The organism is Nocardia aurantia (genome assembly GCF_009604425.1).
GTDB lineage: Bacteria > Actinomycetota > Actinomycetes > Mycobacteriales > Mycobacteriaceae > Nocardia > Nocardia aurantia.
On sequence record NZ_WEGI01000002.1, the window covers coordinates 440,796 to 461,872 of the forward strand.

16 protein-coding genes are annotated in these 21,077 nt (G+C 69.9%); 2 read left to right on the forward strand and 14 right to left on the reverse strand.

Features of this window, described 5'->3' with window-relative positions:
- Nucleotides 1–783: 783 nt before the first annotated feature.
- The 3 genes from NRB56_RS05455 to NRB56_RS05465 form a co-directional block, all read right to left on the reverse strand.
- Nucleotides 784–4,056 (reverse strand): arabinosyltransferase domain-containing protein, encoded by a 3,273-nt coding sequence (locus tag NRB56_RS05455; RefSeq protein ID WP_319942589.1) that lies wholly within the window; start codon nt 4,054–4,056, stop codon nt 784–786.
- A 206-nt stretch (nt 4,057–4,262) separates the two neighbouring features.
- Entirely contained in the window at nt 4,263–4,787 is a 525-nt protein-coding gene (locus NRB56_RS05460) for a hypothetical protein (RefSeq protein ID WP_153339362.1), read from the reverse strand.
- 99 nt (nt 4,788–4,886) lie between these two features.
- On the reverse strand, nt 4,887–6,227 hold the full coding sequence (locus tag NRB56_RS05465; RefSeq protein ID WP_406603435.1) for a DNA polymerase IV: 1,341 nt from the start codon (nt 6,225–6,227) through the stop codon (nt 4,887–4,889).
- Nucleotides 6,228–6,489: 262 nt separating this feature from the next.
- Here NRB56_RS05465 and NRB56_RS05470 point away from each other — a divergent pair, with 262 nt between their 5' ends.
- Nucleotides 6,490–7,365, forward strand: coding sequence for a UTP--glucose-1-phosphate uridylyltransferase (locus NRB56_RS05470; protein ID WP_153339363.1), 876 nt, complete (start codon nt 6,490–6,492; stop codon nt 7,363–7,365).
- 199 nt (nt 7,366–7,564) lie between these two features.
- Here NRB56_RS05470 and NRB56_RS05475 read toward each other — a convergent pair whose 3' ends face one another.
- Nucleotides 7,565–8,044 (reverse strand): NlpC/P60 family protein, encoded by a 480-nt coding sequence (locus tag NRB56_RS05475; protein WP_153339600.1) that lies wholly within the window; start codon nt 8,042–8,044, stop codon nt 7,565–7,567.
- 352 nt (nt 8,045–8,396) lie between these two features.
- Between NRB56_RS05475 and NRB56_RS05480 the strand changes: the two genes are divergently transcribed.
- Nucleotides 8,397–9,017, forward strand: coding sequence for a VOC family protein (locus tag NRB56_RS05480; RefSeq protein ID WP_319942590.1), 621 nt, complete (start codon nt 8,397–8,399; stop codon nt 9,015–9,017).
- Between the two features lie 104 nt (nt 9,018–9,121).
- On the opposite strand, the gene ileS is transcribed toward NRB56_RS05480, so the two are convergent.
- The 10 genes from ileS to murC all read right to left on the reverse strand — a co-directional run bounded on the left by ileS (nt 9,122) and on the right by murC (nt 21,005).
- Nucleotides 9,122–12,313, reverse strand: coding sequence for an isoleucine--tRNA ligase (ileS, locus tag NRB56_RS05485; protein WP_153339365.1), 3,192 nt, complete (start codon nt 12,311–12,313; stop codon nt 9,122–9,124).
- Nucleotides 12,314–12,681: 368 nt separating this feature from the next.
- On the reverse strand, nt 12,682–12,879 hold the full coding sequence (locus tag NRB56_RS05490) for a hypothetical protein (protein WP_153339366.1): 198 nt from the start codon (nt 12,877–12,879) through the stop codon (nt 12,682–12,684).
- Nucleotides 12,880–12,992: 113 nt separating this feature from the next.
- Nucleotides 12,993–13,829: a DivIVA-like cell division protein Wag31 gene (gene wag31, locus NRB56_RS05495; RefSeq protein ID WP_153339367.1), complete on the reverse strand. Its 837-nt coding sequence runs from the start codon at nt 13,827–13,829 to the stop codon at nt 12,993–12,995.
- Between the two features lie 74 nt (nt 13,830–13,903).
- Nucleotides 13,904–14,206, reverse strand: a complete 303-nt coding sequence (locus NRB56_RS05500; protein WP_319942591.1) for a YggT family protein — start codon at nt 14,204–14,206, stop codon at nt 13,904–13,906.
- A 150-nt stretch (nt 14,207–14,356) separates the two neighbouring features.
- Entirely contained in the window at nt 14,357–15,214 is an 858-nt protein-coding gene (locus NRB56_RS05505; RefSeq protein WP_153339368.1) for a cell division protein SepF, read from the reverse strand.
- 105 nt (nt 15,215–15,319) lie between these two features.
- Nucleotides 15,320–16,093 (reverse strand): YggS family pyridoxal phosphate-dependent enzyme, encoded by a 774-nt coding sequence (locus NRB56_RS05510; RefSeq protein WP_153339369.1) that lies wholly within the window; start codon nt 16,091–16,093, stop codon nt 15,320–15,322.
- A complete protein-coding gene (pgeF, locus tag NRB56_RS05515) occupies nt 16,090–16,854 on the reverse strand; it encodes a peptidoglycan editing factor PgeF (RefSeq protein ID WP_319942649.1) in 765 nt (254 codons plus the stop codon). Before pgeF ends, NRB56_RS05510 begins: the two co-directional genes overlap by 4 nt.
- A gap of 272 nt (nt 16,855–17,126) precedes the next feature.
- The gene (gene ftsZ / locus NRB56_RS05520) at nt 17,127–18,365 is read right to left on the reverse strand and encodes a cell division protein FtsZ (protein WP_153339370.1); all 1,239 of its coding nucleotides are present in this window, start codon (nt 18,363–18,365) and stop codon (nt 17,127–17,129) included.
- Nucleotides 18,366–18,720: 355 nt separating this feature from the next.
- Nucleotides 18,721–19,575, reverse strand: coding sequence for a cell division protein FtsQ/DivIB (locus NRB56_RS05525; RefSeq protein WP_153339371.1), 855 nt, complete (start codon nt 19,573–19,575; stop codon nt 18,721–18,723).
- Nucleotides 19,572–21,005, reverse strand: a complete 1,434-nt coding sequence (gene murC, locus NRB56_RS05530; RefSeq protein WP_227837290.1) for a UDP-N-acetylmuramate--L-alanine ligase — start codon at nt 21,003–21,005, stop codon at nt 19,572–19,574. Before murC ends, NRB56_RS05525 begins: the two co-directional genes overlap by 4 nt.
- Nucleotides 21,006–21,077: the final 72 nt, after the last annotated feature.

The window sequence follows — 21,077 nt, forward strand, 5'->3', positions numbered from 1 at the left end:
TCCCGGCCGACCCGGTCACGGCCGACCCGGTCACGGGTCCCTGACCCCGGTCCCGGCCCGCAACCCGCTCCGGGCCCCCTTCGACCCGGCCCCTGTCCCGCTTCCGCCCCACGACACCGGTCCCGGCCCCTGACCTCGGTCTCGGGCCATACCGGCACGCCACGGATGTTCTCTCTGCAGGCGTCGCCCGGCCGCTCACGGTCGGATGGCAGTCGCACAACGAGCGCGGAGCCCGCATCCGGTCCGTGCCGCCGAGCGGCGAACACCGAATTCAACTCCTGCGCAAGACTTATCGCGGTCGTTGTAGGTACCTCATTTGGCACGTCCACTCGATCGCACGCCCGAGTACGCAAGCCGGCCAGTACGCCGATTTCGCCGCGCCTGCGACGAAGCCGTCGTGCGGGTTGTCGCACGCAGCATTCACCCGACGGCCGGTCGCGGTGTGGACGCCCGCCGCCGACTCCGCCGGACCGCCACGCTCGGCGACGACCGGCACGCCGTCCGGCATCCTGGAGCGCAGCCGATCATCGGCACACATCGCGTGAATACGGTTGCCCGCCAGCGAATTCAGAGCAAGCGCGGAGAACAGCGACCGATCCGGGACGACTCGGGTGGCTACCGCGAGGCAGCCGGTTTGCGGGCCGAGCACATGCTGTCACCGGTCTCGAACCCGGCTGCGCGCCGATGGGGTCGCCTCGAACAGCCGAGGTGGAAACGACGCAGCGGCCGATCCCCGGCCGGCACGCGGGCCGGCCGAAGCCGAATCGGGGTGAAATCCGTTGTCTACCAAGCAGTGCTGATGTGCCCCGGGCTCCACATACCGGTGTGGGTCTCCTGGGTCACGGTGACCGCCGGGTTGGCGCGGGTGGGGTCGACGGTCGCGGCCGTCGGATCCATCGGGGTGAAGCGCTGGAGCTCACCCCAGTCGCGGCGCCAGTCGTCCTTCAGGTAGGTGGCGACGGTCTGCGGGCGGAGCAGTTCCTGGGTCCAGCCGAGCGGGCCGCCGCCGTTGTGGTCCTCCCACAGGTTGGTGTCGTGGGCGCCGCCCCGGTCGGGCAGGATCCGCCAGTTCGGGACCTGGGCGATACCGTCCTTGTGGTCGAACGGGCGCTGGCACGGGAACTGCAGTCCCACAGCCCAATCCAGCAGCACCGGGGCGTGCGAGCCGACCACGTCCTGCAGGGTGTGGGTCTGCGGCACCCGGGGCGGGGTCAGGGCAAGCCACTGGGCCGGATCGCGGTCGCGCGCGGCGGCGACGATGCGGACCACGTCGGCCTGCGCCGGGATGTCGGCGAACGGGACCCGCAGGTTCCGCCACGCGGGGGCCGGGCCGATGTCGAGCGGGGTGAGCTTGCCCAGCGATTCGGCGGTACCGCCGGAACCCGCTGTGCCGTACTCGATCTCGACGGACTGGCCGCCGGTCACGACGCCGTCCTTGTCGACCGAGCGGATCCGGCCGGCGGCGGCGATCGCGATGATGCCGCTGCGGTCGGCGGGCAGTTTGTACCAGCCGGTGGTCAGCTCGGCGGGGCCGGACTGGCCGGAGGTGCCGAGTTCCGGCGTGGTGCCGGAGTTGAGCCCGAACGGCAGTGCGGCGCCGCCGGTTTCGGAGCCGGCGTCGGCGCCGGCCTTGGGGGTCACCGAGGTCGAGATGGTGCTGCTGCCGCTGCCGGTGTCGTCCGGATTCAGGTCACCGACCCCGTTGGGCACGAAACCCTGTGCGCCACCGGCGAAGGTGGCGAAGGGGTCGCCGGACAGCGGTGACAGCAGACCCGCGTTCGGATCGGTCTCCACGAGCACGTCCTGCGCCAGGCCGCACGGCTTGCCCAGGACCGCATCGACATTGGAGCGAGCCAGCGAGAACGCCGGATACTGCGCGACCGCGCCCTTGGCGAACGAGCCGAGTTCGAACAACACCACGAACACCACGGCCACGCTCAGCGGCCGGATCCGCAGCAGGCCGCGGAAACGGGATGGATCGCGTTGCGGCGCACCGGGTTCGGGGTCGTGTACATGGAACCAGCCGGCCAGCACCAGCAGCAGCACCGCGATCAGCAGGAACAGCCGGTCCAGCGCGAAACCGTGGACCGACGGCGGCTTGTCCCACCACGGGATGCCGAAACTGGAGACGTACCACCAGCCGTTGACGCTGGTGAACACCTGCGCCAGCGCCAGCGCCACGACGGCGCCGAACAGGGCCCGGTTGCGCGCCGAGCGCAGCACCCTCGGGCCGACGGCCACCGCGGTCAGCACCGCGACCGCACCGGCGAGCCCGGCGTAGACGCCGTTCTGGTGGGTCCATTTGGTCGGCGTCGTCATCATCAGCAGCATCGCGCCGAAGGTGGTGCCGAGCAGGCGGCGGGCCGGTCCGGCGGCCAGCAGCGGGATCCGGCCACCGCGGCGCAGCAGGACGAAGGTCGAGGCCAGCATGCCCAGCCACAGCGCCACCATGGCGAATCGCCGGGCGATCGAACCGTCGACGGTGGGCATGAACAGCCACTGATAGCGCAGATATTCGTTGTACCAGGGGTCGTTGGGCAGCGCGGCCTGGTGGACCCGCCGCATCTCGAACATCGCCGAGATCGGCTCCACCGAGAAGGAGACGGCCAGCACCAGCAGGCCCGCGGCCGCCAGCGGCGCCAGCAGGGCGCCGTACGCCCGGATCCACGACCACAGCCCCGGCGCGAGGCCGGCCAGCCGCCGCGCCCGCGCGACCCCGGCCCGCCACACCGGCCGCATCCCCGCCAGCAGCGCCGCGACACAGACCACGCCGGACGGCGCGGCGGTACAGCTGAACGCGGCGACCAGGATCGCCAGCGCGTAGGGCAGCAGCCGGCGGGTCGCGACCGCACGTTCCGTCAGGCACCAGGTGAGCAGCAGGCAGACCGCCACCACCGGTTCGGGCCGCAGCCCGTTGTTGTACGGCAGCCAGGCCGCCAGGAAGCCGAACGCACCGGTCCACACCGCGATCCGGTCGTGCCGCACCGCGACGCCCAGTCGCGGGATCACCTCACGGCTGATCGCCAGCCAGCACAGCACGCCGGCGACCAGCGTGGGTAGTCGCATCCACGGGCTCGCCGTGCTCACGTGCGACATGTAGGCGAGCAGATCGTAGGGCGGCGTGCCGACCGGGGTCTCCGGCACGCCGAAGTACCGGAAGTAGTTCGCCATGTATCCGGACACCAGCGAGGTGCGGGCCATGCCGAACTGGTAACCGTCGTCGGAGGTGGTGGCGCCGATCACGTACCAGACCAGCAGCAACCCGAGCACGGTCCCGTCGGCGCCGGTGAAGGTCAGCCAGCGGCGCGGCACCAGCCGGCCGCGGCGGCCGTCGCGGCGGTCCAGGACGAACAGGCCGACCAGCGCGACCAGGGACAGCGCCAGCGCGAGTACCGTCGCGATCCGCTTGGCGGCCGTGGGCACCACCGAGAACCGGCTGTCCACCTGCGCGGTCATCGTCGCACCGTCGGCGCTGGTGAGATCGCTGTAGAGGCCGACCAGCTGCGGGCGATGGTCGCCGGGCAGGTCGACCGGTTTCACCCCGGTGGCACCGGAGAGTTCCGCCGTCGCATGGGTGAAGTCGGCGTGCACGGTCAGCGTGCAGTCGCCGAGCTGTTCCAGCGGCACGCTGACCAGCGACTGGTTGCGCAGGATCGCCTCGAACTGCGCGGGCTTGGCCTCGGTCGCGGCCCGCACCCGGGCGACGAAGCCGTACTTCTCCTGATCCGGCGCGCCCTTGGGCATGGTCGACGCCAGCAGTCCGCCCTGGGCGGCGAGTTCCGCGGTGGCCCGGCACGGCACGGTCGCGTCGAACGCCGCCGGGGCGTACGACACCAGCGGCGCGGTCACGCTGCGGGTCGCGCCTGGTTGCGGCCAGCTCAGGGTGGTCTTGTCGACGTGCACCGGCAGCAGTGGTACCGCGATCGCGAACACCGCGCCCAGCAGACCGGCCAGCAGCGCGATCCGCGCGGCCCACCCGGCCCGTACCGACCCGCGGGCTGCGGATCTCGCCTCATCGGTGGGCGAGTCGCCCGCCTTCACCATCGTGTCGGTCACGGAGGCAGATGTTAGCGTCACGGTTTCGTCACCGGCCAGGTCGTCTCCCCATTCTCAGGCTTCTTTGAGGTTCGGACCGGCCGGTCGTGACTTCGTCACACACGAACGCACCCCCTCCGATCTCCCACCGGACGTCGAACGACGCGGTGCGGGAATCGAAGGGGGTGCGGGAACAACGCCGCGATCGAGTCGTGGCGAAACGAGAACTACGTGCAGGCGGGCGAGGTCGCGCCCAGGTTCTGCAAACCGGCGCAAGCCCAGCTCTTCTGCAGCTTCCACTTGCCGTCCTGCGCGATGAACGGGACCTGTGCCGGCTGCGGCGCGCCGCCGCCGACGGAGAAGCTGACGGTCGCGGTCAGCGTGTCACCCAGCGAGGTGACGTCGGTGACCTCGATGTGCGCGTTGTTCTGCTGGTATGCATCGGTGAGCTTCTTGAGCATGTCCGGATCCTTGGCCAGCGCGTCCTGACCGTCCTCCAGGTACTGCACCTTCTGATCGGCCGGGACGTTCGGGTCCAGCGCCTCCGACAGCTCCTGATTGAGCTGGGCGGCCGTCGGCACCGGCGGCAGCGCCGAAGTCGGCGCGACGGCCGCGTTGGCCGACGTGGACGCCTTGCTGGAGGTGCTACTGCTGTCGGAGTGCTTGTCCCCGCTGCCACAGGCCGACATGCCGAGCGCAGCGGCGACGGCCAGGGTGGCGACCGCGACGCGTCCAGTCCTCTGAAGCTTCAATGCTCGTCCTTTGCGTTCGAGTTGATTCAGTTCCGTTCCGTGGCAGCACCACCCGATGGCGGCACTGCGCACGAGTGGCCTCACGCTACCCGTCAAAATTCAACGCAGACTAAGGAGCGGATCGGCCGGGGAGAGCTCGGTATCGTCGGCAGCGAACGTATACGCTGGACCCGGTCCTGTCGAGCGTGACTCGAAACGAATTGTCACGCGGCCGTGGCCGCTTCCCTGCACCCAGCCGTGCCCGTGCTCACGGTGCGCGACATCCCTTCCGGGATACCAGAATTCGGTGGTGAACGAACGGGTGGCCGGCGGCACGAGCGTGCGGTCCGGCTCCGGAATCGGCCGCTCCGAAGGCGTTTCGGCCTCGTCGGCGGCGGATCGGCCCGGATCCTCCTGATCGAGTTCCGGGAACAACGACTCCTGCCGCACCTCCGACAAGCCGCCGAAACCCACGCCCACCAGGCGGATCGGCCCCAGCTCGACGGGATCTATGGCCGAGCGCAGCGCGGCGGCGGTGAGGGTGGCCGGATCCTCGGTGGCGTAGGGCAGCGTGAACGAGCGTGTCACGATGCTCATATCGGCCTTGCGCAACTTGAGCACCACCGTGCGCGCGGCGCGGCCGTCGTCGCCGAGCCGGCGGTGCGCGGCCGCGGCCATCTCCTCGATGGCCGCGCGCAACTGACCGAGCGTGACGATGTCGCGCTCGTAGGTGGTCTCCGCGCTGATCTGTTTGGCCTCGGCGCGTTCGGCCACCGGCCGGTCGTCGATGCCGCGGGCCAGCCGGTGCAGGGCCGTGCCCACACTGCCGCCGAGCAGCGACGCCGCCTCCGACTCCGGCAGCGCCGCGAACGCGCCCACGGTCTCGATACCCAGTGCGCGCAACCGCTGTTCGGCGACCGGCCCGATCCCCCACAGCCGGCGCACCGGCAGGGTGGCCAGCAACGCCTGCTGCTCGCCCGGCGAAACGACCCGGATACCGTCGGGTTTCGCCAGCCCCGAGGCGATCTTGGCCAGCTGCTTACCGGTGCCGGCCCCGATGGAGACCACCAGGCCGATGCGCTCGCGCACCTGCCGCCGGACCAGTGCGCAGAATTCGGACACGTCGGCCGCGCTCGCCCCGGCCAGTTCCACCGGCTCGCCGAAGGCCTCGTCGTACGACAGCGTCTCCAGCACCGGGATCCGTTCGCGCAGCACCTCGAACACCCGGGCGCTGACCGCGCTGTAGACCACCGGGCGCGGCGGCACGACCACCGCCGTGGCGCCCACGAGACGCTTGGCCTGATGCATCGGCATCGCGGAGCGGGCCCCGAACACCCGCGCCTCGTAACTGGCCCCCGCCACCACGCCGCGGCCACCGGTACCGCCCACCAGCACCGGCCGGCCGCGAAGCGTGGGCCGGGTCAACTGCTCGACGGAGGCGAAGAACGCGTCCATGTCCATGTGCAGCACCCAGCGGCGAGCAGTCTCCGTGGCGCCGGTGTCCGGCGCCTGCGGCCGGGGGCGATCGGCTGCGGAATTGCTGATGAATTCCTGGGAATCGGACCCCGCTCCCGGGCGCGCCGACTTACCCGCCGCCACCGGAGAAGACGGCCGCCGACCAGGAAAAAACCCTGGTGTAGCCGGGTGCGGACGGGAATTCACACGCGTAATCTACGCCCCGCTACCGACATCTCCGGCGCGCCGAGTATGTGATGATCGAATCATGACTATCCGCAAGGCCGTGATACCCGCCGCCGGCATCGGGTCCCGCTTGCTGCCGTTGACGAAGGCGATTCCGAAGGAGATGCTGCCCGTCGGCGACAAGCCGGTGATCGAGCACACCGTGCGCGAACTGGTGGCCTCGGGTATCACCGACATCACGATCGTGGTCAGTGCCGGAAAATCCTTGATCCAGGACCACTTCCGTCCCAATCGGGCGCTGGTCGAGCAGTTGCGCGCCGACGGCAAGACCGCCTACGCCGACGCCGTCGAGGAGGTCGGTGAGCTCAGCCGCCTCGGTCACATCACCTATCTGGACCAGAACGGGCCGTACGGCAACGGCACCCCGGTGCTCAACGCCGCCCGCAACCTGGGCGACGAGCCGATGCTGGTGCTGTGGCCGGACGACGTGTTCGTCGCCGAGGTGCCGCGCGCGCAGCAGCTCATCGACGCGTACTACAAGACGAATTCGCCGGTGCTGGCATTGATGCCGATGGATCCGTCGGATTCCAAGCGCTACGGCGTGCCGCTGGTCGAGGAGACCTTCGACAACGGCCTCATGCGGATCACCGGACTGGTCGAGAAGCCGAAGCCGGAGGACGCGCCCTCCTCGTACGCGGCCATCGGCGGATACGTCGTCACCCCGGGCATCATCGAGGAACTGCGCACCCAGGTGTCGAAGTGGTACACCCACCGCACCGGCGAGGTGTACCTGACCGACGCGATCAACACGTTCGCCGCCTCCAACGCGGTGTACGGCCAGGTCATCCGCGGTCGCTGGTACGACACGGGTAATCCGGCCGACTACCTGATCGCGCAGTTCGCCTCGGCGCTGGCCCATCCGGAGTTCGGGCCGTCACTGCGCAATCTGATCGACTGATTCAGCGGCCGGCGGCGGCGTAGCGAAGAAGATACCGGGCGATGCCGCGATCGTCCCGGTCCCGTGAGCGATCGCGGACGGCGGCCGAGGTGGCTGCTGCCCGGCGCCCACGGGTGCGGCGCGCCGGATGCGGGTGCGGTGGTCGGCCGGGCCCGATCCCCTCGGACGGTGTGGACAGCCCGCACCCGCGGTACCGAGCTCAGTAGAAGCGGCGGATCGAGAAGATGGAGAAGCGGTTCAGCGGGGTCAGGCCGACCGGGTAGCCGCGGTCGTAGGCGTTGAGAATCATGCCTTCCCCGGCGTAGATGCCCACATGCGAGCCGTCCCGGTTGAGCACGATGACATCACCCGGCTGCAGGGCGCCGATCGGCACCGGGCTGCCGGCGCGGGCCTGCTGGTAGGTGGTCCGGGGCAGGGTCACCCCGACCTGGCGGAACGCCCACTGCACCAGGCCCGAGCAGTCGTAGGCGACGGGTCCGGTCGCGCCCCACTCGTAGGGCTTGCCGACCTGGGTCCCGGCGGCGCTCAACGCCGCGAGCGCCCGTGGGCTGGCGACCGGCACGGAAGCCGCGAGCGAGGCGGGGCCGGCGAACGAACCGGTACCGAAACCCCCGGCGACATCCTCGGTGGGATTGATGAGACCGTCGAGATCGAAGGGCAGATCCACCGAGACCTCCATCGGCAGATCGAGTCCCGCCGGCAGCACCTCGCCGAGGTCGATACCGGTGGCGGTGGCCGGGCCCGCCCAGATCGCCCCGGCCAGGGACATCGTCGCGGCCACCAGGCACAGCCGGGCCGTCGCGCGCGCCGTTCTCGTCATGCACGTACCTTTCGGTCGCTTCAACCGCCGCGCGCGATCGCGGGCGGAGTCACACAGTGCGTTCGGACATCACAAGAACCACTTGAATCACTTGGGCACCAATGGCCTCTACAGCATGGTTTTGTATCCCAGGCCACAAGAGTCTCACAAGGGACGATCGGGATCCTTGGCCGATCTGCAACCCGGCGTCCGGTTGCCTAGGGTTTCCGGGGTGACCCGACTCGATCATCTGGTGCTGGCGACGCCGCATCTGTCGGAAACCGTCCAGCTCGTCACCCGATTGCTCGGCGTGGCGCCGGTGGCCGGCGGGCGGCATCCCGGCCTCGGCACCCGTAACTTCCTGCTCGGCCTCGGCGACGGCGGTTACCTCGAGCTCATCGGACCCGATCCGGCGCAGCCGACCCCGGATCGCCCGCGGCCCTTCGGAATCGACGAACTGCCCCAGGCCCGCCTGGTGACCTGGGCGGTCGCGGTGCCGGACATCGACGCGGCGATCGACCGGGCCCGCGCGGCCGGCTACGACCCCGGCGACGCGCGGGAGATGAGCCGCACCACCCCGGCCGGCGACACCCTGCGCTGGCGGCTCACCGCCGAGCGCGCCGGCGGTCCCGGCGGAACCGTGCCGTTCCTGATCGACTGGGGTACCACCGCCCACCCCGCACAGGACCTACCCGAGGCGACCCTCGAATCCCTCGTCGCGATCGGCCCCGACCCGACCACCGTCTCGGAGCGGTTGCACGCGCTCGGCGCCGAGCTGCCGGTCCGGCCGGGCCTCCGAAACACCTTGCTGGCCACCGTAATCGGCCCGGCCGGACCGATCACACTGCACTGAACGCGGCCACCTCACGACTCCGACCACCCCGGAAGTCACAGCGAAGCGGCACAGCCCGCGATCTACCGGCCGCCGCGCGATCGGCGGCGGGCGGTAGATCGGGCTCAGGCGCCGGCCTTCTCGACCGTGACCCGGACGCCGCCCGCCACCTCGGTGGCGCCCGGTCCGGCCGCACCGAATGTCAGTGTGGTGGCGAGGATTTCGCCGGCGATCAGGTCGCGATGGGTCTGTGCCCAGGTGGTGAACTCGGCCGGGACCTCCAGGACCACGGTGATCCGGTCGGAAACCTCCAGGCCCAGCGACTTCCGGGTCTCCTGCAGATCGCGGATCAGGTCGCGGGCCCAGCCCTCGGCCTCCAGTTCCTCGGTGACCTCCGAATTCAGCACCACCAGACCGGCATTGCCGGGCAGGGCGGCGGTGGACTCGGGTTCGGCGGCGACCAGGCGCTGGGTGTACTCCTCCGGCAGGAGCGTGATCCCGGCCGCGCTGACCACGCCCTCGGGGCTCTCGGACCACTGGCCCGCCTTGACCGCCTTGATCACCGTCTGCACCTCCTTGCCGAGGCGCGGGCCGGCGGCGCGGGCGTTGACGGCGAGTTCGAAGCGGCCGTGCGCGGCGACGTCGGTGGTCAGGTCGACCCGCTTGACATTCACCTCGTCGGCGACCAGATCCACGAAGGGGCGCAACCGATCCGCGTCCGGCGCGGCGATGGTCAGCTCGGACAGCGGCAGCCGCACCCGCAGGTTCCGCGCCTTGCGCAGGCCCAGGGCCGTCGAGCACACCGAACGCACCTCGTCCATCGCCGTCACCAGCTCCGGATCGTGCGGCAGCGCATCGGATTCCGGCCAGTCGGTGAGGTGCACCGAGCGCTCGCCGGTGAGGCCGCGCCAGATCACCTCGGTGATCAGCGGCAACAGCGGGGCCGCGAGCCGCGACGTCACCTCCAGCACGGTGTGCAGGGTGTCGACCGCGTCCCGGTCCTCCGCCCAGAACCGCGAACGTGACCGGCGCACATACCAATTGGTGAGCGCGTCGGCGAAGGTGCGCAGTTCGTCGCAGGCGGTCGCGATGTCGTAGACCTCCAGCGCCTCGGTCATGACGTCGCGGGTGGCCGCCAGCTTCGCGAGGATGTAGCGGTCCAGCACGTGGGGCGAATCCGTCCGCCACGTACCGGGTTCCGAGGCGTACAGCTGCAGGAAGGTCCACGCGTTCCACAGCGGTCGCAGCGCCTGGCCGACACCCTCGCGGATGCCGCGCTCGGTGACGATCAGGTTGCCCCCGCGCAGCACCGGCGAGGCCATCAGGAACCAGCGCATGGCGTCGGAGCCGTCGCGGTCGAAGACCTCGTTGACGTCCGGGTAGTTGCCCTTCGACTTCGACATCTTCATGCCGTCGTCGCCGAGCACGATGCCGTGCGCGATCACCGAGGAGAACGCGGGCCGGTCGAACAGTGCGGTCGCCATCACGTGCAGGTTGTAGAACCAGCCGCGGGTCTGACCGTTGTACTCGACAATGAAGTCACCCGGGTTGTGCGGACGGACAACGGAAGTCCCCGAGGTCTCCGATGTGACGGCTCCGCCGTCGAACCACTCCTTGTTCTCGAACGGGTAGTGCACCTGCGCATAGGGCATCGACCCGGACTCGAACCAGCAGTCCAGCACCTCGGGCGTCCGGCGCATCATCGACTTGCCGGTCGGGTCATCGGGATTCGGCCGCACCAGTTCGTCGATGCCGGGCCGGTGCAGATCGGCCGGGCGCACGCCGAAGTCGCGCTCCAGCTGGTCCAGCGAGCCGTACACGTCGACCCTGGGATAGGCCGGATCGTCGGAGATCCAGACGGGAATCGGCGCGCCCCAGTAGCGATTACGGCTGATGTTCCAGTCGCGCGCGTTCTCCAGCCACTTGCCGAACTGGCCGTCGCGGATGTGGTCCGGTACCCAGGTGATCTGCTTGTTCAGCTCGACCATGCGGTCGCGGAAGGTGGTGACCGCGACGAACCAGGACGGCACCGCCATGTAGATCAGCGGCCGGCCCGAGCGCCAGCTGTGCGGGTAGGAGTGCTCGATCGTCTCGTGCCGCAACAGTTTTCCGGCGGCCTTGAGATCCTTGATGATGACCGGGTTGGCGTCGAACACCATCAGGCCCTCGTACGGCGGCACCATCGAGGTGAACTTGCCGCCCTGGTCCAGCGGCTGTACCAGCTCGATGTCGTGCTCGACGCAGACGGCCATGTCCTCCTCACCGAAAGCCGGTGCAAGGTGGACGATTCCGGTGCCGGAGTCGGTGGTCACGTAGTCGGCCGTGAGCACCCGATGCGAATTCGGGTGTCCGGCGAAGAAATCGAACGGTGGCGTGTAGCGCAGACCGGCAAGCGCCGCGCCGACATGTTCGGACAACACCTCGACCTCGTCGCCGAGTTCGCGCGCGTAGTGCGAAACCCGTTCGGTGGCGAGCAGATAACGCTTGCCGTCCCGGCCGCGCACCTGGGCGTAGGTGATATCGGGATGCACCGCGATCGCGAGGTTCGACGGCAGGGTCCACGGAGTGGTGGTCCAGATCAATGCCTGGACCCCGTCGAGTTCGTGCAGCGGATGATCCTCCGGCACAACGAGGGTCATGTCGACGGTGACCGCCGGATCCTGTCGCATCCGGTACGCGTCGTCGAGGCGCGCCTCCTGATTCGACAGCGGCGTCTGCTCGTACCAGCTGTACGGCAGCACCCGGAAACCCTGGTAGATGAGGCCCTTGTCGTACAGCGACTTGAAGGCCCACAGCACCGACTCCATGAAGTCGATGTCCAGTGTCTTGTAATCGTTGTCGAAGTCGACCCAGCGGGCCTGACGTGTCACATAGGTGCGCCACTCGTCGGTGTACCGCAGAACGGACCTTTTGCACGCGGCATTGAATTCCGCGAGACCCATGGCATCGATCTGTGATTTGTCCGTGATACCGAGCTGCTTCTCGGCCTCGATTTCCGCGGGCAGGCCGTGGGTGTCCCAGCCGAATCGCCGCTCGACCTTCTTGCCGCGCATGGTCTGGAAACGCGGGATCAAATCCTTCACGTATCCGGTGAGCAGGTGCCCGTAATGCGGCAACCCGTTGGCGAAGGGGGGTCCGTCGTAGAAGACGAACTCGTCACGGCCGCTGCGGTTGTCGATACTGGCCTGGAAGGTGCCGTCGGCGGCCCAGTAGTCGAGTACCAGTCGCTCCAGATCGGGGAACGACACCTGGCCGCCCTCGCCGAGATCCACTCGGGGGTAGGCAGAGCCGACAAGTGTGGGGGTTTCGTCCGCCATCGCTGGCTGTGGTCTCCTCGTGCCGGCGCCGCCGCGGCGGATGCCGCTCGACGACGCATGGTTTCGGTCACGGGGACGACGACGGCGCGCGTGCGCCGGAACCGCGGTACCACCCCGCTTGCCCGGTCCCTCGGGATGTCCGAGCTCGCCGGGCCGCTTCGTTCGCGAGCTGTGACGGGCTCACCCGTTCGGTTCTACTGGATGCCCGAGCCCTCGCGGGCGCCGATACATCGTTCTTCCGAAGGCTCCCCGGTGATGGCCGGATCTCCGCCGCTACTTCCGATCACTATCTGGTTTGATTGTAGCCACCGCGGGCAACCCATTTGTCAGGCCGGGTGGCAGCGTGGCGACCGGGACGGGCAGCACCGTCAGCGTTTGGCATGCCGGCCGGGTCCGACCGGAGAATCCTCGGTCTCGCGCGTCGACAGCGCGCTCACCAGCAGCAGCACGGCGCCGGCTACGCATACGACGATGCACCCCCACGCCCACACCACCGAACCGGTGGTCAGCGCGGTCACCAGCAATGCGAAACCGATCGCGGCCAGTACGAGCGTCAGGACGAGCATGGTCACCCCCTAGGCGGGCCTCGGCGTCCAGCCGAGGACAATCGACCATGGCACTCTGCCGCCACTTCCCGCCGGGGAGGGGTCCCGGGGAAAGGGCAGAGCCCGTACCGATTCTACTTGCCGCCCTTGCCGAATCCGGCCGACGCGTGGCTCGAGCCCATGCCGTCGAACGCGTCGCCGCCGTCGACCGGCACCGCCGAACCGCGGTTCTCCAGCTCCTCGAGCTGCGACTCCAGGTAGGACTTCAGCCGCACCCGGTACTCCCGCTCGAACGTCTTGAGCTGCTCGATCCGGCTCTCCAGCACGCTGCGCTGCTGGGTGATGGTGGCCATGATCTCGGTGTGCTTGCGCTCGGCGTCGGCCTGCAACGTGTCGGCCTTCTCCTTGGCCTGCCGCAACTGGCTGTCCGACCGGTTCTGCGCGTCCGACAGCAGCGCCTCGGACTTCTGCCGGGCCTCACCGACCATCGCGTCGGAACGGGTGCGAGCCTCGCTGACCAGGCGCTCGGAATTGGCCCGGGCATTGGCGAGCAGCTGCTCGGCCTCGGTCTTCGCATCGCTGGTGAGCCGGTCCGCCATCTCCTGGGCGAGGCTCAGCACCTTGGCGGCCTGCAGATTGGCGTCCGCGGCGCCGACATCCTTGGGCGCCGGAGGCGGGGCCATCGGCATGGGGGCCGGCTGCGGGACGGGGACCGGTTTGGGCGGCTCCGGCTGGGGGGGGACCGGTTTCACCGCCTGCGGCGCCGGGCGCGGGGCCTTCTTGGCCTCGGACAGTTCGGCATCCAACTCGGCAACCCGCTGGCGCAGGTCCGCGTTTTCTTCGATGAGGCGTGAGAGCTCCTGCTCCACCAGATCGAGGAAGGCGTCGACCTCGTCCTCGTTGTAGCCGCGCTTCCCGATCGGCGGTTTGCTGAACGCGACGTTGTGCACATCGGCTGGGGTCAGCGGCATGGACGGATCCCTTCACGCTTCGTACGGAGATCTAGCGGTTAGATCTAGCAAGCTTTTCCTCACTGCCCATTCTGTCACACCGGGGCTACCGGCTGCCCGAGCCTGCTGGTGATCGACATGAGGATGAAGACAATGAATATCAGGACCATAATCGAGAGATCCAGGCGAATTCCTCCCAAGTTGACTGGCGGTATCAACCGCCTCAGGAGTTTCACCGGAGGGTCCGTGATCGAGAAGACGACCTCGAGCACGACCACCACGACGCCGCGCGGATGCCAGTCGCGCGCGAAGCTACGGATGAACTCGACGACGATTCGGCCGATCAGCAGCAGCCAGAAGAAGAAGAGTACGTAGTACAGCACCAGGAACAGGGCCACGGGTCCACTCTGCCTCAGAATCGGTGTCCTGCAAACTCCCCGCGCCGCGACCGGGCGCGCCACGGCGGCGCGCCGGGGCGCCGCCGGGCCCGTCGGCGCAGGTGAGCCCCCGGGTCCTGGTGGCCCCGGGGGTTGTGTCCGACCTGTGAATTACTTCTGGTTGTAGAACCCGGTCTCGGCGATGCGGCGGCGCTCCTCGGCCGATACGTCGACATCCGCCGGTGAGAGGAGGAACACCTTCGTGGCCACCTTGTCGAAGGAGCCGCGCAGCGCGAACGCCAGACCCGCGGCGAAGTCGACCAGGCGCCGGGCGTCGGCGTTGGACATCTCCACCAGGTCCATGATCACCGGGGTACCGTCGCGGAAGCGCTCACCGATGATGGCGGCCTCGGCGTACGTACGCGGACGCAGGGTCGTGATCTTGGACAAGGGCCCACCCTCCTCGGCGAACGCGGGAGTGCGGCGCGGCGTCGGCTCGTAGCGGGCGCGCTCCTCCAGTCGCCGTTCTTCCAACCGGCGCTCGGCCTCGGGATCGACCGCCAGGGCGCCGTGCGTGGTGCCGCGCACCACCGGCGCGCTGCCACCCGGCCGATCGACCGGCCGGCTCGGGCGCGCGGCCGGCACCGCCTCGATCCGCGCGGGGCGCCGGGCCGGGTCGTACCGGTCGCTCGGGTACGGATCGTCGCCGAACTCGCGTCGGGCGCCGGTGTAGCCGGGCTGATACGAGTCCTGGTAGGCGGATTCGGGGTAGCCGGACTCGTCCGCGTAGCGGCCGGGCCGGCCCGCGCCCTCGTACCGGGGCTCGCCGTACTCACGGCCGCGGTGCGGCCCACGGTCGTCCACGCGGTGCGGCGCACGGTCGTCCACCCGCCGCGGCCCACGATCGTCGGCACTGCGCGGACCACGCTCGTCGACGGTACGCGGTGCGCGGTCGTCGACGTAATCGTCTTCGTATTCCTCGAGCGGAACCATGCCGAAGTACGCCTTGAACCTGTGCAGCGTGCTCATCCTGGTCGACCTTCCTCCGGCCCCCGGCTGCCTGGGGTGTTGAAGTCCTGCGCAATACTCGCCAGTCCCAGCATATGTTTCGAATGTGACTGATGAGGTTGTTTGCTACTGCGAGGTTATCGGTCGACTGCCCATGAGGGCAGTACCGACACGCACGCAGGTCGAGCCGTGGTCTATCGCGACCTCCAAATCTCCGCTCATCCCGGCCGACAACTCGGTCGCTCCGGGATGAGCATCCAGTAGCCGCGCGTGGATTCCGGCGAGCCGCGCGAACTCCGGCTCGGGGTCGGTATCCAGCGGCGGAATCGCCATCAGGCCTGCCAGCTGCAGGTTTTCGGCGCCCTCGACCAGGTCGGCGAGGGCGGCCAGATCGGCCGGCGCGACGCCGCCCCGGCCCGGATCGCGGTTCAGGCTCACTTGCAGCAACACCCGCAGCGGACCGTCCCGGTGACCTGCGTCACGGGCAGCGGAAACGCCCTGGTCGAGGGCGATTGCCAGCCGTTCGCTGTCCACGGAATGCACCGCTGCCGCCCAGCGCGCGACCGATTTCGCCTTGTTGCGCTGCACACTGCCGATCATGTGCCAGCGGATCGGTGAGAGACCGCTCAGTCGGTCCGCTTTGGCGGCCGCCTCCTGTTCGCGCGATTCGCCGAATTCCCGGCGGCCCAGGTGATAGAGGATTTCGATATCCGAGGCCGGAAAGAATTTCGTGACAGGAAGTAATTGCACGCTCGCGGCATCGCGTCCGGCGGCCCGGCAGGCCGCCGCGATCCGGTCCAGCAGGCCGGTCAGAGCCGCGGTGAGCTCGGCGGTACGGTCCGCCGCGGGAGCGGCGGCCACCGGCCCCCGGGCGGCCGCGGGACCGGATCCGGTGGTCATAGCGCGGGCTCCCCCGGCGTGACGTACTCCATCCAGACGACTCCGGCGATCCGGCCGGTCGGCGCGGAACGGCGATGACTGAACAGCGTCCGGTCCTCGATGGTGCAGCGCGGGTCGATCGCGATCGCGCCGACGCCGGCCTCCGTCAGCTGCCGGTGGATACCCGCCCGCAGATCCAGGCCGGGGGTGCCCTTCGCCGTGGTGGTGGCGCTACCGGGCAGATGCTCCTCGACATCGGCGCGCATCGCGGCGGGTACCTCGTACTGCCGCCCGCTCGCCGCCGGGCCCAGGAAAGCGCCGATCCGCTCCGGTTTCGCGCCGACCGACCGCATCGCCTCCAGCACCCGCGGCACGATGCCGATCCGCGCGCCCACCCGGCCCGCGTGCACGGCCGCGATCACGCCGGCCTCGTCGTCGGACAGCAGCAGCGGGACGCAGTCGGCACTCAGCACCACCAGCGCCAGGTCCGGCGTCGTGGTCACCAGCGCGTCGGTGACGGGTACGGCCTCCGGCCGGGGGCCGTCCACGATCTCCACGTTGCGGCCGTGGACCTGCTCCATCCAGACCAGGCGGTCCGGCGCGAGGCCGATGCCCTCGGCCAGCCGGATCCGATTGCGCCGTACGGCCTCCGGGTCGTCGCCGACGTGATCACCGAGATTGAACGAGTCGTACGGGGCCCGCGAGAACCCGCCCGCCCGCGTGGTGGTCACCCGGCGGGTGCGGACCTGCCGGTCCGCACGCTCGCCCGATCGGTCGTGCACGTCGACGCCTCCGGATCTGGTCACAGGTCCCCTCCGAGGGGCGCTCGGCGGGACGTACGGCGGGGAAGCACCCCGGTGCCATCGTGATCTGCTGTCGACTGGGACATACCCACTGTGTACCAGCAAGCACACAGCACCGCACCCGCCGAGAGTGACGTCGCACACCTTTCCGGGAAGTCGTGCGGCCGCGCGGGCCGAGGGAGGTGAATCCCGGTCGGCCACACATGAATACGCCCGCGCGGACCGGCCGCGCGGGCGTGCTTCGGGTCGGCTCAGCGCCGCATGAAGGAGGGGACGTCGACGTCGTCGTCGGAATCCTCGTCCGGCGGCTGGATGTGCGAGCGCGGATTCTGCGCGACCGTGGGATCCGCACCCGGACGCGGGGTTTCGTAGGAGGGGGCCGGACCGCGGGTGACCGCCTGCGGCGGCGCGGCCGCCGGGGCCACCGCCGGAGCGGGGGCCGGGGCGGCGGATTCGCTGCCGCGCTGCTGACTCTGGCCGACCTCACCGGACCGGCCGGCGGTGAAGGTGCTGCGCGTGACGGTCTCGACGCGGCGGGACGGGCCGGAACCGTCGAAGCCGGCCGCGATCACCGTGACCCGCACCTCGTCGCCGAGCGAATCGTCGATGACGGTACCGAAGATGATGTTCGCCTCGATGTGCGCGGCCTCCTGCACCAGCGAGGCGGCCTCGTTGATCTCGAACAGGCCGAGATCCGAACCGCCCGCGATGGACAGCAGCACGCCGTGGGCGCCGTCCATGGACGCCTCGAGCAGCGGCGAATTGATCGCCGCCTCGGCCGCTTTCACCGCCCGGCCGTCGCCGCGCGAGGAGCCGATACCCATGAGGGCCGAGCCGGCGCCGGACATGACGCTCTTGACGTCGGCGAAGTCGACGTTGATCAGGCCGGGGGTGGTGATCAGGTCGGTGATGCCCTGAACACCGTTGAGCAGCACCTCGTCGGCGGAACGGAACGCGTCCATCAGGCTGACCTGGGCGTCGCCGAGCTGTAGCAGCCGATCGTTCGGGATGACGATGAGCGTGTCGCAGGACTCGCGCAGCGCCTGGATACCGGCCTCGGCCTGGTTGCTGCGGCGCTTGCCCTCGAACGAGAACGGGCGGGTGACCACGCCGATGGTCAGCGCGCCCAGCTTACGGGCGATGCTGGCCACCACGGGCGCGCCACCGGTACCGGTGCCACCGCCCTCACCGGCGGTGACGAAGACCATGTCGGCGCCCTTGAGCACCTCTTCGATCTCGTCCTTGTGGTCCTCGGCGGCCTTGCGCCCGACCTCCGGGTCGGCGCCGGCGCCGAGGCCGCGAGTGAGCTCGCGCCCCACGTCGAGCTTGACATCGGCGTCACTCATGAGCAGCGCCTGCGCGTCCGTGTTGACCGCGATGAACTCGACTCCCTTGAGTCCCTGCTCGATCATCCGGTTGACGGCGTTCACGCCGCCGCCGCCGATACCGACGACCTTGATCACAGCAAGGTAGTTGTGCGGGGGCGTCATGGGCTCTCGCCTTCCTTCGATCTCAAGCCTGTCGTTTTGGATGCTCGGCACAGCGCCGACCACTTGGACGACTCGGCTGGTCCACCGGGGGTAGCCCCCCGGGCAAACCCTAAACCTCAACCATAGGGTTAGCGTTATGTCAAGTATGTGACTGGTGCGGAACGCTATTCGCACCGGTCGCAATCCGCGCGCAGGCGCGCCGAGACGAGGTCAGAATCTTGTGCGATTCATATCTCGTCAGAGCCCGCCCCGCATCGTATCGCGAACGGCCGTTCACGGCACGGTGAATCGGCCTCGGGGCGCCCGCGCGGGATCGGGGTCCTCATCGAAAACTCCGAAGGCGCAACGGTTGTCACTACCTTACCGTGACCAGATCCGGGCTGGACACATCGAACAGCGTGCCGGGCCGGGACAGGATCGGCAGCACTACCGCCGCCTTGCGCGCGGAATCGCCGGGGCCGCCCCACAACACGATGCGGCCGTCCCGCAGGGTGAGCGCCACGTCCGAAACCGACCGCGCGACAACCTCTCCCACCTGCTCCCGCAACTCCGGCGGGGTGGCGTCGAGCACCTCGACCGCCGCCCTGGTAACCGGATCGCTACCGCCGGGATGATCGGTGGTGAGCTTGGGCAGCGTGGCCGGCGCCTGCTCGATGGCGAATTCGACGCTGTCGCTGTCGATCAGGTGCGACCCGTCCGGACCGTCGAAGTACAGCGCGGGCATTCGCTCGTCGACGGTCACCCGGACCGTCGACGGGAACACCCGCTGCACCCGCGCCGTGCGCACCCGCGGCAGGGCCGCCACCCGCGCGGCCATCGCATCGGTATCGATGCGCAGCATGGATCGGCCCGAGGGCACCGCCAGGGCCGCGCGAACCTGCTGCTCGGACAACGCCGACAGGCCCTCGATCCGGAGGGTCCGCACCGCCAGCGCCGGGGAGAACCAGGCGATCCCGGCCACCAGGACCAGCACGCCGAGTACCGGCAGCACCCGCACGGCCAGCCGGCCCGCCGGCGAGCCGGCGAATCCGCGCCACTGCGCGGCGGCGCCCCCCGGGCCGTGCGGACCGTCGGGATCGGACGCCTCGAACTCGAGGGTGTCCGCCGCGGACCGGGATGCCGCCCGGGCGCCCCGGCTCGCCGATGCCGTTGCGGCGCGCCCGGATCCGGCGGCCGGCTCGCTGTCCGGATCGTCGATTCCGCCGGTCATCGACCGGACGGGCGCACCCGCAGACCGTCGAGGATCTGGCTGCCGAGCATGGTGACATCGCCCGCGCCCATGGTGATCACCACATCGCCGGGCCGGGCCAGGTTCGCCACCTGCCTGCCCACCCGCGACATATCGGGTTGGTAGTGCACGGGTCTCGTGACCGACTGGGCGACCAGCGCGCCACTGACCCCGGGCAGTGGTTCCTCGCGGGCGCCGTACACGTCCAGCACCACGACCTCGTCGGCCAGATCCAGGGCGGCGCCGAAGTCGGCCGCGAATGTCGCCGTGCGACTGTACAAATGGGGCTGGAACACGACGATCACCCGGCCCGGCCGGGACCGCGCGCCGTCGGCGGCCTCCTGCCGGACGAGTTCCGCGGCGGCGCCGAGCACCGCGCGCACCTCGGTCGGATGATGGGCGTAGTCGTCGAAGACCCGCACGCCGTTCTCCCGGCCGACGAACTGGAACCGCCGGTGCACGCCGCCGAAACCCTGTAGCCCCTGGAGTACCTCGGCGAGTTCGGCGCCCGCGTCGCGGGCGGCCAGCAGCGCGCCGAGCGCGTTGAGCGCCATGTGCCGGCCCGGCACCGACAATCGCAGGGTGCGCGGGGCGGATTCGTCGGCCAGTCGCACGGTGGCCAGGCCGCCGACATCGCGCGGCTCCCAGTTCAGCAGCCGGACGCCCACCGGCACCGGCGCGTCGGCGAGCTCGCCGGAGCCGTAGCCGAGCACCCGGATGTCGAGATCGTCGCGCGCGGTGACCCGTTCGGCCAGCGCGCGGGCGCCCGGATCGTCCAGGCACACCACCAGCAGCCCACCCGGCCGCAGCCGCGCCACGAAATCGTCGAAGACCTGGACGTATGCCTCCAGCGTGCCGAAGTAGTCCAGATGGTCGGACTCGATGTTGGTGACCACCGCGACATCCGGCTCGTACTGCAGCAGTGAGCCGTCCGACTCGTCGGCCTCGGCGACGAAGATGCCGCCGGTGCCGTGGTGCGCGTTGGTGCCCGCCTCGTTCAGCTCCCCGCCGACCGCGAAGGACGGGTCGAAACCGCAGTGCTGCAACGAAACCACCAGCATCGAGGTGGTGGAGGTCTTGCCGTGGGTGCCCGACACCAGCAGCGTGTGGTGGCCGCGCATGAGGTCGGCCAGCACGGTGGGCCGCAGCAGCACCGGCACACCGCGCCGGTTCGCCTCCACCAGTTCGGGATTCGTCTTCGGGATGGCCGCGTAGGTGGTGACCACCGCGGTCGGGCCGCCGGGCAGCAGATCCAGCGCGTTGGCGTCGTGCCCGATGCGCACCGCGGCGCCCCGGGCCCGCAACGCCAGCACGCCGCGGCTCTCCTTGGCGTCCGAACCGGACACCGCACCGCCGCGGGCCAGCAGGATGCGGGCAATACCCGACATGCCGGCCCCGCCGATGCCGACCATGTGCACCCGGCGCAACAACTCGGGGAGCTCGGTCTCCTCCGCGGCCCGCGGGCGATCGGTGGTCACACTCCG